Source organism: Pseudomonas sp. GW822-FHT06D10, assembly GCF_058799535.1.
Window position 1 is genome coordinate 270264 of the sequence record NZ_JBXALN010000002.1, and the last position, 13389, is coordinate 283652.

Here is a 13389-nt window from a genome sequence, read left to right on the forward strand (position 1 = left end):
CTGTCACTCACCGGGGAAGACGCATGACAAGAATAACAATGCGCGCCATCTTCAAACCGCAGGCGCTGGCCGTCGCGGTGGCGCTGGGCTGCTGCGCCCAGGCGCAGGCGGTGTCGTTCAACATCGGGGAAATCGAAGGGCAGTTCGACTCGTCGCTATCGGTTGGTGCCAGCTGGGGCATGCGCAATGCCGACCGCGCCTTCGTCGGAACGGTCAATGGCGGTACCGCCCAGTCGTCCACCGGCGACGATGGCCGCCTGAACTTCAAGAAGGGCGAAACCTTCTCGAAGATCTTCAAGGGCCTGCATGACCTGGAACTCAAGTACGGCGACACCGGGGTCTTCGTTCGCGGCAAGTACTGGTACGACTTCGAGCTCAAGGACGAAGACCGCGAGTTCAAGCCCATCAGCGACCACAACCGCAAGGAAGGCGCCAAGTCCTCGGGGGCGCAGATCCTCGATGCCTTCGTCTACCACAACTATTCCATTGCCGACCTGCCGGGTACCGTGCGTGCCGGCAAGCAGGTGGTCAGCTGGGGCGAGAGCACCTTCATCGGCAACTCCATCAACAGCATCAACCCGGTGGACGTCTCGGCCTTTCGCCGCCCCGGCGCCGAAATCAAGGAAGGCCTGGTACCGGTGAACATGCTGTTCGCCTCCCAGGGCCTGACCAACCAGCTGACCGTGGAAGGCTTCTATCAGCTGGAGTGGGACCAGACCGTGGTGGACAACTGCGGCACCTTCTTCGGCAACGACGTGGTGGCCGATGGCTGCACCACCGGCTACACCGTCGGCAGCCCGGCCATCGCGCCGTTGCAACCGGTGGCGGCGGGCTTCGGCCAGGGCTTCCAGGTGACCCGCGAAGGGGTGATCCTGCCCCGCGGCGGTGATCGTGATGCCCGCGACTCCGGGCAGTGGGGCGCAGCCCTGCGCTGGCTCGGCGATGACACCGAGTACGGCCTGTACTTCATGAACTACCACTCCCGCAGCCCGGTGGTGAGTACCACCACGGCCAATGTCAGCGCAGCGACCCTGGGCGCCATTGCCGGCGTCGCCAACGGCATCGTTCCGGGTTCTGGCAGTGGCCTGGTGCAAAGCGTGATGCTTGGCCGTGGCCAGTACTACCTCGAATACCCGGAAGACATCCGCCTGTATGGCGCCAGTTTCTCCACCACCCTGCCCACCGGCACCGCCTGGACCGGCGAGATCAGCTATCGGCCCAACGCGCCGGTGCAGGTCAACACCAACGACCTGACCCTGGCCCTGCTCAACCCTATTTCCGGGGGCGCGGCGTCGCCGATCAAGACCGCCATGGGGGCCGACAACACCGGCTACCGGCGCAAGGAAATCACTCAGATCCAGAGTTCCATGACCCAGTTCTTCGATCAGGTGCTGGGGGCCGACCGCCTGACCCTGGTGGGCGAGGCGGCAGTGGTCCACGTCGGAGGCCTGGAAGACAAGAGCAAGCTGCGTTACGGCCGGGACTCGGTGTACGGCCAATACGGCTACGGGGGCGACACCGACGGTTTCGTCACGGCCACCTCCTGGGGTTATCGCGCCCGGGCCATCCTCGACTACAGCAACGTGATCGCCGGCATCAACTTCAAGCCCAACCTTTCCTGGTCCCATGACGTCAACGGCTACGGGCCCAACGGCCTGTTCAACCAGGGCGCCAAGGCCCTGAGCGTTGGCGTGGATGCCGACTACCGCAATACCTACACCGCCAGCCTCAGCTACACCGACTTTTTTGGCGGGCGCTACAACACCCTGACCGACCGGGACTTCCTCGCGTTGAGCTTTGGCGTGAACTTCTGAACCGGCACAAGAAGGAGCATTTGAATGCGCAAGATGATTCTGCAATGCAGCGCCCTGGCACTGGGGTTGTGGGCGGCCAACCTGATGGCCGCCGTGAGCCCGGAAGAAGCCGCCAAGCTGGGAACCAGCCTGACCCCGGTGGGTGCGGAAAAAGCCGGTAATGCCGACGGCTCGATCCCGGCCTGGACCGGAGGCATTCCCAAGAATGCCGGGGCGGTGGACAGCAAGGGCTTTCTCGCCGACCCGTTCGTCAATGAAAAACCGCTGTTCATCATCACCGCGGCGACGGTGGACAAATACAAGGACAAGCTTTCGGAAGGCCAGGTGGCGATGTTCAAGCGCTACCCGGACAGCTATCGGATCCCGGTCTACCCCACTCACCGCAGCGTCGGCCTGCCACCCGAGATCTACGAGTCGGCCAAGCGCAGCGCCTTGAGCGTGACCACTACCAACGACGGCAACGGCCTGGCCAATTTTACCGGCAACCGTTACTACGCCTTCCCGATTCCGAAGAACGGCATCGAGGTGCTGTGGAACCACCTGACCCGTTATCACGGCGGCAACCAGAAGCGCATCGTCACCCAGGTCACCCCGCAGACCAACGGCAGCTATACCTCGATCCGTTTCGAGGAAGAGGTGGCGGCGCCGCAACTGATCCCGGACCTGGACCCGGCCAAGGCGGCCAACGTGCAGAACTTCTTCAAGCAGTCGGTGACCGCCCCGGCGCGGCTGGCGGGCAACGTGCTGCTGGTCCACGAGACCCTGGACCAGGTCAAGGAACCGCGTTCGGCATGGATCTACAACGCGGGCCAGCGTCGCGTGCGCCGCGCCCCGCAAGTGGCCTACGACGGCCCGGGCACCGCCGCCGACGGCCTGCGCACCTCGGACAACTTCGACATGTTCTCCGGTGCTCCCGACCGTTACGACTGGAAGCTGGTGGGCAAGAAGGAGATGTACATCCCCTACAACAGCTACAAGCTGGATTCCCCGAGCCTCAAGTACGACGACATCGTCAAGGCCGGGCACATCAACCAGGACCTGACTCGCTATGAGCTGCACCGGGTCTGGGAAGTGGTGGGCACGGTCAAGCCCAACCAGCGGCACATCTACGCCACTCGGCACATGTACATCGACGAGGACAGCTGGCAGGTGGCCCTGGTGGACCACTATGACGGGCGCGGCCAACTGTGGCGGGTAGCCGAAGGTCATGCGCAGTACTACTACGACCACCAGGTACCGGCCTACACCCTGGAGGCCCTGTATGACCTGAACGCCGGCCGTTACCTGGCCCTGGGCATGAAGAACGAAGAGAAGCACAGCCTGGAGTTCGGCTTTGCCGCCAAGGCAGCCGACTACACCCCGGCGGCCCTGCGCGCCAGCGGAGTGCGCTAGGCGCCTCTTGGGTTGCAGTGGAGCAATGGTCGAGCCGCACGCTCCTGGGGCGTGCGGCTTTTTATGGCGGCCAGTCCTGGCAAGCGAGCTTGCTCACCACAGTCGCGGTAATACTGCGTTCCTCTTGACTGGCAGTTATCCGACTGCCTGGTCGGTTTTTTTATGGGGGCTGATCAGCCTGCTGAATACTTCTTCAACTGGCCGGGAGGTCGGGGCTAGGGTGGGGCTACGCTGGCTAAAACTATAAAAAGGCACGCCGCAATGACCGCCATGACTCGTTGTCCAGAGCGTCCCGGGTTCATGCCCCGTTTGTCCTCCCATCATTTTTCCCGCAGCCGCCTGAGCGCGCCGTTGCTGGCCTCCGGTGCGCGGGTCAAGCTGCTTTGCGCGCCTGCCGGCAGCGGCAAGACGGCGCTGCTGGCTGAGTGCCTGCAACAGGCACCGGAGACCTGCCGGGTGAGCTGGTTGCCGTTGTCCGGCGGGCGGCATAGCCCGCAGGGGCTGTGCGCTGCCCTGGCCCAGGCCATGGGGCTGGAGCGCGATGACGAAGCCTCGGTGCTGCAGCACCTGGCGCACCTGCAGGCGCCGGCCTGGATCTTCATCGATGACTATTGCCGGGTCGCGGCTGCGGACCTGGACCTGCTGCTCGATCGCCTGCTGAGCCTGGACAACCCGCAGTTGACCTGGTGGCTGGGTTGCCGTCGCCGGCCCCTGTGCAACTGGCCACGCCTGCTGCTGGACGATCAGTTGTTCGAGCTGGACGGCCCGGCACTGGCATTCAGCCAGACCGAGATCGAGCAACTGCTGCAACGGCTACCGCAACCCCTGTGCGCGCAGACCGCCAGTCGCATTCTGCAACGCAGTGGCGGCTGGTGCGCCGGGGTGCGCATCGCCTTGCTGGAAGGCAGCGAGCTGACGATTCAGCCCTGCAAGCCGGGGCGCCCCAATACCTTGCTGGAGTACCTCGAGCACGAGCTGTTCAGCGTGCTGCCGGCGGAGCTGGCGCAAGTCTGGCAAGTACTGGCGCACCTGCCACGTTTCAACGCCGAGCTGTGCGAGCATCTGTTCGGCGTCGGGGAGGGTGCCCAGTACCTGCGGACCCTGCAGGACATGGCCTGCTTCATCGAACCCTGGGACGGTGGCGGCGACTGGCTCCAGGTGTTTCCGCCGCTGGCCCGGCTAATGCGCGACGAAGCCTGGCCGGGCGGGCGCTCCTGGCATCGCCGGGCCTGCCAGTGGTTCATTGCCCAGGAGGATTGGCAGTCGGCCTTTGAGCAGGCGCTGCGGGCCCAGGAGTATGAAGTCGCGGTCAGCCTGCTGGAGCATTTCAGTTTCGAGTTCCTGTTCCAGCAGGACAATGCGCTGCTGTTGCTGCAACTGCATGAGCGCCACGGTGGCGAGCTCTTGCTGGTGTCGCCGCACCTGGTGGGGCTGCTGGTTGCGGCCATGCTGTTTGCCGGGCGCTTCGAGCAGGCCGGGCAGTGCATGGCGCAGATGGCCCGGTTCGCCCCCCAGCCCTCGGCAGCGCAGCAGCGTCAGTTGCTGGCCCGCTGGCAGGCACAGCAGGGCTGGCTGCTGCACCTGAGCGGGCGGATGGTGGCGGCGCGGCAGCATTTTATCGAGGCCCTGGAGGAGCTGGCGGACAGCGCCTGGACCACCCGCCTGCTGTGCCTGTCGGGGCTGACCCAGCAGGCCCTGCTGGGTGCGGAGCTGGATGTGGCCCAGGCCCTCAATCGTGAAGCCCTGTGCCTGGCCCGGGCCCAGGATGCCCAGCTGTTCGAAGGCCTGCTGGAACTGGACCATGCCCAGTTGCTGGAGCAAAGGGGCGCGCCGCATCGGGCCCAAAGCCTGCTGGAGCAGGTCTGTGAGCGCTTGTCGATGCAGGCGCTGCGGGCGACCCCGCTGCTCGGTCGCATCGCCCTGCGTCTCGGTCGCCTGGCCTTGCGCCAGGGGCATGCAGAGCAGGCGGCCGGCTACTTTCGCAGCGGCCTCGAGGATTGCCTGCTGAGTCACGACAAGCGTGCCTTGTATGGTTTCCTCGGCCAGGCCCAACTGGCGGCCAACCAGGGTGATTATGCCCAGGCCTTCGTGCGCCTGCGGGATGCGGAGCGGCTGATGCAGCAGCGGCAGATTCCCGACACGGTGTACCGGGGCGTGCTGTTGCAGGTCAGCAGCCAGCTCTGGCTGCAACAGGGGCGACCGGAGCTGGCTCAGGAGGCCTTGAGCCGCTTGCTCCGGCACTTTCGCGGCCCCCAGGCGCTACAGGCGCCACCGGCCACCCTGGAGTTGATTCCGGGGATCGAATACCTGCTGGTGCTGGCCGAGGTGCACCTGGGGCGGGCCCAGGCGCCGATCGCTACCTTGCAGGGGCTGCTGGCCCGGGCCCAACGCCACGGCATGCAGGGGTTGGAGGCCGAGGTGCAACTGGCCCTGGCCGAGGTCGCCCACCTGCAAGGCAACCCGGCGCTGGCGCAGGAAGCATTGCAGGCGGGGCAGGCACTGGTGCAGCGATGCAAACTGCCGCAGGCACTGCACGAACTGCGCCTGCGGCAACCACTCTTGCTGGCTGCGGGGGAAACGCTGCAGACGCCGTCATCGGCAGGCCCCCTGGAAAACCGCGAAAGCCTGCTCAGCCTGCGGGAACTGCAAGTGCTGCAACTGATTGCTCAGGGCTGTTCAAACCAGCAGATCGCCGAGCAATTGTTCATTTCCCTGCATACCGTGAAGACCCACGGGCGCCGGATTCACAGCAAGCTGGGGGTGGAGCGGCGTACCCAGGCGGTAGCCAAGGCCCAGGCCCTGGGGCTGATGAGTTGAGCGCCAGCGGTTATTGCGGCTGATAACCCATGCGCCAGCTCACTGCAGAGCTGGCCGCCAGCAGACGTTGGGCTGCGGGCCCATGTTCATCGGCGTGGAACAGCGACGTTGGCCCTACCACGGTCAGCACCGCGGCGATCTTGCCGGTGGCATCGAACACCGGCGCCGACAGGGCATCGACACCGGGCATCAGCAAACCGTGGACATGGTGCAGCCCGCGCTGGCGAATCTGCTCGGCCAGGGCATCGTGCACCTGCTTGTCGGCCAGGGCGTGGGGGCTGCCGGTTGCCAGTTCCTGCTGGCGCAGGTCGAGGGTTTCGCGCTGTGGCAGGTAGGCGTTGAACACCAGCCCGGTGGATGAACTGAGCAGTGGCAGCACCGAGCCCAGTTGAGTGACCACGGTCACCGCCCGCACCGCCGGTTCGATATGCACCACCGTCGCGCCCTGGTTGCCCCACACCGCGAGGAAGCAGGTTTCGTTCAATTCGTCCCGCAGTTCCACCAGGGGCAGGGTCGCGACTTTCAGTACGTCCATGCTGCCCAGGGCGGCCAGGCCTACCCGCAGGGCTTCGCGGCCCAGGCCGTAGTGATTGGTGGCGCTGTTCTGTTCGGCAAAGCCGCTGGCAATCAAGGCCTGCAGGTAGCGATGCACCTTGCTTGCCGGCATCTGCACATGTTCGGCCAGGCGCGAAAGGGAAGTGGCCGGCGACAGTTCGGCCAGGGCCTTGAGGATGTCGGTACCGACCTCGGCCGAGCGGACTTTCTGTTTACCGGTGCTGTCGCTGATGCTGCGCGGCTTTTCCATGGAGGCATTGGGGTCCCGTGACAAGTGGCGGTCTTTATAGCTTGACGCTCCTGGGCAATCAAATTACGTTATGCGTAATTGGATTACGATAAAAATAACCCAGGCGTGCCGATAGCTCTTGTGAGGGAGTGGTGGGCCCCTGCCTATTCCAACTTCCAGGAGGCTCCATGAACCTCGATTCTTCGGCGTCGGCCCTCAGCTACCAATCGGGCTTCGGCAACGAATTTGCCAGCGAGGCCCTGCCAGGGGCGCTGCCCGTCGGCCAGAACTCCCCGCAAAAAGCCCCTTATGGCCTGTACGCCGAACTGTTTTCCGGCACCGCCTTCACCATGACCCGCAGCGAAGCCCGGCGTACCTGGATGTACCGCATCCAGCCCTCGGCCAAGCACCCGGCTTTCGCCAAGCTTGCGCGCCAGCTGGCAGGCGGCCCCCTGGGTGAGGTCACCCCCAACCGCCTGCGCTGGAGCCCCCTGCAGATTCCAAGCGAGCCCACCGATTTCATCGACGGCCTGGTGGCGATGGTGGCCAACTCGGCGGCGCAGAAGCCGGCGGGTATCAGCGTCTATCACTACCGTGCCAATCGCTCGATGGAGCGGGTGTTCTTCAATGCCGATGGCGAGCTGCTGCTGGTGCCGGAGCTGGGCCGCCTGCGCATCGTCACCGAACTGGGCATGCTGGACCTGGAGCCATTGGAAATCGCCGTGCTGCCTCGCGGGCTGAAATTCCGCATCGAACTGCTGGACCCGCAAGCCCGCGGCTACGTCGCCGAGAACCACGGTGCGCCGCTGCGCCTGCCGGACCTTGGGCCGATTGGCAGCAACGGCCTGGCCAACCCCCGGGATTTCCTGGCCCCGGTGGCTCATTACGAAGACCTGCGCCAGCCCACCACGCTCGTCCAGAAGTACCTCGGCGAGCTCTGGGGCTGCGAGCTCGACCATTCGCCACTGAACGTGGTGGCCTGGCACGGCAACAACGTGCCGTACAAATACGACCTGCGTCGTTTCAACACCATTGGCACCGTCAGCTTCGACCACCCGGACCCGTCGATCTTCACCGTATTGACCTCGCCCACCAGCGTGCCGGGCCTGGCCAACCTGGACTTCGTGATCTTTCCGCCACGCTGGATGGTGGCCGAGAACACCTTCCGTCCACCGTGGTTCCACCGCAACCTGATGAACGAGTTCATGGGCCTGATCCAGGGCGCCTACGATGCCAAGGCCGAAGGCTTCCTGCCCGGCGGCGCGTCGCTGCACAGTTGCATGAGCGCCCACGGCCCGGACGGCGAGACCTGCACCAAGGCGATCAACGCCCAGTTGCAGCCGGCCAAGATCGACAACACCATGGCCTTCATGTTCGAGACCAGCCAGGTGCTGCGCCCGAGCCAGTTCGCCCTGGAGTGCCCAGAGCTGCAGAACGACTACGATGCTTGCTGGGCCTCGCTGCCCGTCACCTTCAACCCGAATCGGAGATAACCCATGACCTTGCCCACCATCACCCGTAGCTGGGTCGAGTCCGCCAACGGTCACCCCGACTTCCCGTTGCAGAACCTGCCCCTGGGCGTCTTCAGCACCCAGGGCTCGGCGCCCCGCAGCGGGGTCGCCATTGGCGAACAGATTCTCGACCTGGAAGCGGCGCTGGATGCCGGGCTGTTCGAAGGCCAGGCCCAGGCTGCGGTGCAGGCGGCCCGTGGCGGCCAGCTGAATGCGTTCTTCGAACTCGGCCGCCCGGCCCGGATCGCCTTGCGCGAACGCCTGCTGGAACTGCTCGGCGAAGGCAGCAGCCTGCGCGGCAAGATCGAGGCCCAGGGGGCGAAACTGCTGCCCCTGGCCGCGGACTGCCAGATGCACCTGCCGGCCAAGATCAACGATTACACCGACTTCTATGTGGGCATCGAACACGCGCAGAACGTCGGCAGGCTGTTCCGCCCCGACAACCCGCTGCTGCCCAACTACAAGTACGTGCCGATCGGCTACCACGGTCGCGCCTCCACTATCCGTACTTCCGGTGCCGACGTGCGCCGGCCCAAGGGCCAGACCCTGCCGGCCGGGCAGTCCGAACCGACCTTCGGCCCCTGCGCGCGCCTGGACTACGAACTGGAGCTGGGCATCTGGATCGGCCAGGGCAACGAGATGGGCGAGCCCATCGCCATTGGCGACGCCGCCGAACACATCGCCGGGTTCTGCCTGCTCAACGACTGGTCGGCGCGGGATATCCAGGCCTGGGAATACCAGCCGCTGGGCCCGTTCCTGTCGAAAAGCTTCATTACCAGCATTTCGCCCTGGGTGGTGACCGCCGAGGCCCTGGAGCCGTTCCGCCAGGCCCAGGCCCCGCGCCCTGAAGGCGACCCGCAACCGCTGCCGTACCTGCTGGACAAGCGCGACCAGGCCGGCGGTGGCTTCGACATCGAACTGGAAGTGCTGCTGACCACTCGCACCATGCGCGAGCAGGGCCTGCCGGCACACCGCCTGACCCTGAGCAACAGCCGGTACATGTACTGGACCGTGGCGCAGATGGTTGCGCACCACAGCGTCAACGGCTGCCAGTTGCAGGCCGGCGACCTGTTCGGTTCGGGCACCTTGTCCGGCCCAGAGAGCGGCCAGTTCGGCAGCCTGCTGGAGATCACCGAAGGCGGCAAGAAACCCATCGAACTGGCGTCCGGCGAGGTGCGCAAGTTCCTCGAGGACGGCGATGAAATCATCCTGCGCGGGCGTTGCAGCCGTGAGGGTTTCGCCTCCATCGGCTTCGGCGAATGCCGTGGCACGGTCCAGCCGGCACGTTAAGGGAGAGCCCCCATGCAGCTCTATACCTACTACCGCTCCACTGCGTCCTACCGGGTGCGCATCGCTCTGGCCCTCAAGGGCCTGGAGTTCCAGGCCATACCGGTCAATCTGCTGGTGCCCAAGGGCGGTGCGAATCGCCAGCCGGAGTACCTGGAGATCAACCCGCAGGGCCGGGTGCCGGCCCTGCGGACCGATGAAGGCGACCTGCTGATCCAGTCGCTGGCAATCATCGAGTACCTGGAGGAGCGTTATCCACAGGTGCCGCTGCTGTCCACGGACCTGGTCAGCCGCGCCCGGGAACGGGCGGTTGCCGCGATCATCGGCTGCGACATTCATCCGCTGCACAACTCCAGCACCCAGAACCTGCTACGGGAATGGGGTCATGAGGAAGCGCAACTGCTGGTGTGGATCGACCACTGGATCAGCCAGGGGCTGGCGGCCCTGGAGCAACTGATCGGCGACCAGGGCTTCTGTTTTGGCGATGAGCCGGGGCTGGCCGATGTGTTCCTGATTCCCCAGCTGTATGCGGCCGAGCGTTTCAAGGTGTCCCTGGACGCCTATCCGCGGATCCTCCGGGTCGCGGCCCTGGCCGCCGAGCACCCGGCGTTCCAGGCCGCGCACCCGGCCAACCAGCCGGATACGCCAGCCTGAACCTGCACGCTGCCCGGTATTCGGGGCAGCGTGGCATCCGCATCACCCAGGCCCCGCAACGGGGCCTGAGCGGTCACCGCCTGTGACCTGCGCAACACTGCTGCCCATAACCATAAAAAACCGAACAGGTACCTTGCGATGCAAAATCAGATTGCCAGCTTTCGTGCTGCGCTCGACGCCCGCCCGGTGTCCCGCTACCAGTGGTTGCTCTTGTTGCTTCTCGCCTTGCTGCTGGTCACTGACGGCTACGACGCCCAGGTCCTGGGCTATGTGGTGCCGGCCCTGGCCCAGGACTGGGGGCTGGAGAAGGCCGCCTTCGGCCCGGTGTTCAGCGCCAACCTGCTGGGCCTGACCCTGGGGTCCCTGGCGGTGACGCCCCTGGCCGACCGTTTTGGCGTGCGCCGGATCCTGCTCGTTTGCGTGCTGATCTACGCCAGCCTGACGGTGCTGATGGTGTTCGCCAATTCCCTTGAAAGCCTGATGGCCGCCCGTTTCATCTGTGGCATCGGCATGGGTGGGGCGATGCCCAGCGCGATGGCGCTGATGTCCGAATATTCGCCGCCGCGCCTGCGCACCCTGATGGTGACCCTGGCCGCCTGCGGTTTCTCCTTTGGCGGCGCGGCGGGTGGTTTCGTTGCCGCCGGCTTCATCGATCGCTTTGGCTGGGAAGCGGTGTTCCTCGCCGGCGGCATCACGCCGCTGCTGCTGTTTCCTTTCCTGCTCTGGCGCCTGCCCGAATCGCTGCCGCGCCTGCTGCGGGACGCGCCGCCCTATGCGCGGCTGCGCAAGGTCACCGCACAGATGCTCCCGGACTGGCAACCGCCGGCCGCAGTGCTCAACAGCGGTGAGCAGGCGGACAGCAAGCTCACGGTGCTGGAGTTGTTCCGCCACGGCTATGCACGGCCGACCTTGCTGATCTGGGCGACCTTTTTCGTCAGCCTGATCCTGCTGTATTTCATGATCAGCTGGTTGCCGACGCTGCTGCTGGAGAGTGGCCTGGCCCTGAAGCAGGCCAACCTGGTGACTTCGATGTTCCTCTTCGCCGGCACCCTCGGCGCGATCTGCATGGCCTGGTTCGCCGACCGCCTGAAACGCAAGGTGCGCCTGCTGGCCGCGGTGCTCAGCGCCGCCGCACTGTGCACCGTGCTACTGGGGTTGAACCACGACAACCCGCGCTACCTGGTGGTGTTCGTGTTTGCCGCGGGCTTCTGCATCATCGGTGGCCAGTTGACCCTGAATGCCTTCGCCAGCAACTTCTACCCGGCCCAGGTACGCGCCACCGGCACCGGCTGGGCTTTGGGCGTGGGGCGTTTTGGTTCGATCCTCGGTCCGCTGTTCGGCAGCATGCTGCTGGCGATGCATATTCCGGTGCAGCAGATTTTCTTCTTCTGCGCGATTCCGGCCCTGCTTGCGGCGTTGTTGATCATCCAGGTGCGTTCGCCCCTGGCGTCGGCCTCGGGTGAGGCGGGGCCGGCCGCGCAACGGCAGGCCCCGCTCAAGTCCTGAGGGGCAGGGTGGTTCAGCGTGCCAGGTGCTTGATCATCGGCACGCAGGCCAGGGTCAGGCCCCGGGGCGACTGGTACTGGGCGATGCGCTCACCGACGAAGCCGCAGTGGCGATAAAAGTCGGCGGCGTTGAGGGTCGAATCCAGGATCAGGTGGGGCAACTCGGCTTCCAGCGCCCGCTCTTCGAGGTACTCCATCATCTTGCGGCCGATGCCGCGTCCCATGTAGGCCGGGTCGACGAACACCGCGTCGACCTGCCCGGTCTCCAGGTCGAGCATGCCGCTGGCGGTCACCTGATTGTCGATGACCGCGACGTGGCCGGTGTTTTCCACCACTTCGATGAAGTAGTCGCTCAGTTCGCCAGCCGTCCAGACCTGGAGGTCCGCTTCGGGGTAGTGGCCGGCGCACTGCTGGTTGATGGCCTGGTTGCGAATGTCGAAGACCCGTTGTGCGTCGGCGCCGTGGGCTTTTCTGATGAGCATGCTGTGTCCGTTCCCTGGGGTTAGCCGCCCATCCTGCCAGAGCCCGGGCGCTGCTGTCATGCGGCCCTGGCCTGGATCAGCAACAGCCCCCAGCCGTTGGCGTGGTGCCGGGGTGGCGCGGGTGTAAATCCTGGCGGAAGCGTTCGGCGCTGTTCATGCTTTTTCATCCTTGCAGCAGGCAGGAGGGCGGCGGGCCTTGTTGCACGGCAGGCGCGAAACAGCGCGGGGTCAGTGCACGATGGTGTTGGGCGGCAGGTGCCCCAGGCGTTCGGTCAGGCGCAGGCGCTGGATCGGGTCGTCGCTGAGCAACAGGGCGTGCTCCAGGTCGAAGCGTTCGGCATTCGGGCATTCCAGGCGCTGGTAGAGGCTGGCCCGGGCCAGGTAGTCGGCGGCGCTGCCGTTGCCGATTTCCAGGACCCGTTCGGCATTGATCAGGGCCCCCAGGTGGTCGTCGTAGGACAGGTGCAACTGGCGCAGGTTGCGTGACAGGCGCTGGAACATCTGCAGCGGTTCGGCGCTGGCCAGATGCTCGGCGCTGAGCTTGATATGGGCGCCGTACTGGCGCTGCAGCAGTTCCCGGCAATCGTTGGGGTACAGCCGGCGCCCGCCGCACGGGTCCAGCAGGTGGTCGGCACCGGGCACCCGCAGCAGGAAGTGCCCGGGAAAGTTCACCCCCGCCAGCGGCACCTGCAGCCGCTGCGCCAGTTCCAGAGCGATCAGGGCCAGGGCCAGGGGCTGGCCGCGCCGACGCTCCAGGACCTTGTCCATCAGCGCAGCCTGGGGCCGCAGGGGCAGGTGTTCGTCCTGCTGGAAACCCAGGTCGTTGAGCCGGCGCAACAGCGGTTGGCCAAGCTCGTTCGCCGGCAGCGTCGGCAGGCTGCTGCCCACTTGCTGCTGCAGTTGCTTGAACTCCTCCAGCATCAGGCCGGGCACCACCTGGGGATCATGCTCGGCGGCAATCCACAGGGCAGCTTCCAGCAGGGCGGGTGGCGAGCGGTGCAGACAGGCGAAAAAAGCTTGGCGCGGGTTCATCTCGATCTCCGACGGATGCCTCGTTTTAGCCCCGTGACGAAGCTTCGTCCAGTGTTGAAATGCGTGGTAGCAGGTTATTTCCCAAAGCCTGCAAAACCCCGGGGCTTATTC

General features: G+C 65.5%; 10 protein-coding genes. 7 read left to right on the forward strand and 3 right to left on the reverse strand.

The window, feature by feature from the left end; translation table 11 throughout:
* The first annotated feature begins 23 nt into the window (after positions 1 to 23).
* The 3 genes from AC1RL5_RS06820 (at position 24) to AC1RL5_RS06830 (ending at position 6023) form a co-directional block, all read left to right on the forward strand.
* Complete coding sequence (locus AC1RL5_RS06820) at positions 24 to 1814, forward strand: DUF1302 domain-containing protein (RefSeq protein WP_072451259.1); 1791 nt, start codon at positions 24 to 26, stop codon at positions 1812 to 1814.
* 24 nt (positions 1815 to 1838) lie between these two features.
* Positions 1839 to 3206, forward strand: a complete 1368-nt coding sequence (locus tag AC1RL5_RS06825; RefSeq protein WP_093404700.1) for a DUF1329 domain-containing protein — start codon at positions 1839 to 1841, stop codon at positions 3204 to 3206.
* 261 nt (positions 3207 to 3467) lie between these two features.
* Positions 3468 to 6023, forward strand: a complete 2556-nt coding sequence (locus tag AC1RL5_RS06830; RefSeq protein WP_123577456.1) for a LuxR C-terminal-related transcriptional regulator — start codon at positions 3468 to 3470, stop codon at positions 6021 to 6023.
* Positions 6024 to 6033: 10 nt separating this feature from the next.
* On the opposite strand, the gene AC1RL5_RS06835 is transcribed toward AC1RL5_RS06830, so the two are convergent.
* Entirely contained in the window at positions 6034 to 6828 is a 795-nt protein-coding gene (locus AC1RL5_RS06835; protein ID WP_072451256.1) for an IclR family transcriptional regulator, read from the reverse strand.
* Between the two features lie 167 nt (positions 6829 to 6995).
* Here AC1RL5_RS06835 and hmgA point away from each other — a divergent pair, with 167 nt between their 5' ends.
* The 4 genes from hmgA (at position 6996) to AC1RL5_RS06855 (ending at position 11765) form a co-directional block, all read left to right on the forward strand.
* Positions 6996 to 8300: a homogentisate 1,2-dioxygenase gene (hmgA, locus tag AC1RL5_RS06840; protein ID WP_011059321.1), complete on the forward strand. Its 1305-nt coding sequence runs from the start codon at positions 6996 to 6998 to the stop codon at positions 8298 to 8300.
* 3 nt (positions 8301 to 8303) lie between these two features.
* Positions 8304 to 9608, forward strand: coding sequence for a fumarylacetoacetase (fahA, locus tag AC1RL5_RS06845; protein ID WP_072451255.1), 1305 nt, complete (start codon positions 8304 to 8306; stop codon positions 9606 to 9608).
* 12 nt (positions 9609 to 9620) lie between these two features.
* The gene (maiA, locus tag AC1RL5_RS06850; protein ID WP_015634196.1) at positions 9621 to 10259 is read left to right on the forward strand and encodes a maleylacetoacetate isomerase; all 639 of its coding nucleotides are present in this window, start codon (positions 9621 to 9623) and stop codon (positions 10257 to 10259) included.
* A 138-nt stretch (positions 10260 to 10397) separates the two neighbouring features.
* Positions 10398 to 11765: an MFS transporter gene (locus AC1RL5_RS06855; RefSeq protein WP_019093361.1), complete on the forward strand. Its 1368-nt coding sequence runs from the start codon at positions 10398 to 10400 to the stop codon at positions 11763 to 11765.
* 13 nt (positions 11766 to 11778) lie between these two features.
* On the opposite strand, the gene AC1RL5_RS06860 is transcribed toward AC1RL5_RS06855, so the two are convergent.
* A complete protein-coding gene (locus AC1RL5_RS06860; protein ID WP_072451254.1) occupies positions 11779 to 12246 on the reverse strand; it encodes a GNAT family N-acetyltransferase in 468 nt (155 codons plus the stop codon).
* Between the two features lie 228 nt (positions 12247 to 12474).
* On the reverse strand, positions 12475 to 13278 hold the full coding sequence (locus AC1RL5_RS06865) for a SirB1 family protein (RefSeq protein ID WP_019093363.1): 804 nt from the start codon (positions 13276 to 13278) through the stop codon (positions 12475 to 12477).
* Positions 13279 to 13389: the final 111 nt, after the last annotated feature.

Excerpts from the sequence above, each read along its gene's own strand:
- hmgA (WP_011059321.1), top strand. The coding sequence starts at position 6,996 with ATGAACCTCGATTCTTCGGCGTCGGCCCTCAGCTACCAATCGGGCTTC.
- AC1RL5_RS06860 (WP_072451254.1), bottom strand. The coding sequence starts at position 12,246 with ATGCTCATCAGAAAAGCCCACGGCGCCGACGCACAACGGGTCTTCGAC.
- AC1RL5_RS06825 (WP_093404700.1), top strand. The coding sequence starts at position 1,839 with ATGCGCAAGATGATTCTGCAATGCAGCGCCCTGGCACTGGGGTTGTGG.
- AC1RL5_RS06835 (WP_072451256.1), bottom strand. The coding sequence starts at position 6,828 with ATGGAAAAGCCGCGCAGCATCAGCGACAGCACCGGTAAACAGAAAGTC.
- AC1RL5_RS06820 (WP_072451259.1), top strand. The coding sequence starts at position 24 with ATGACAAGAATAACAATGCGCGCCATCTTCAAACCGCAGGCGCTGGCC.
- AC1RL5_RS06865 (WP_019093363.1), bottom strand. The coding sequence starts at position 13,278 with ATGAACCCGCGCCAAGCTTTTTTCGCCTGTCTGCACCGCTCGCCACCC.
- AC1RL5_RS06830 (WP_123577456.1), top strand. The coding sequence starts at position 3,468 with ATGACCGCCATGACTCGTTGTCCAGAGCGTCCCGGGTTCATGCCCCGT.
- maiA (WP_015634196.1), top strand. The coding sequence starts at position 9,621 with ATGCAGCTCTATACCTACTACCGCTCCACTGCGTCCTACCGGGTGCGC.
- fahA (WP_072451255.1), top strand. The coding sequence starts at position 8,304 with ATGACCTTGCCCACCATCACCCGTAGCTGGGTCGAGTCCGCCAACGGT.
- AC1RL5_RS06855 (WP_019093361.1), top strand. The coding sequence starts at position 10,398 with ATGCAAAATCAGATTGCCAGCTTTCGTGCTGCGCTCGACGCCCGCCCG.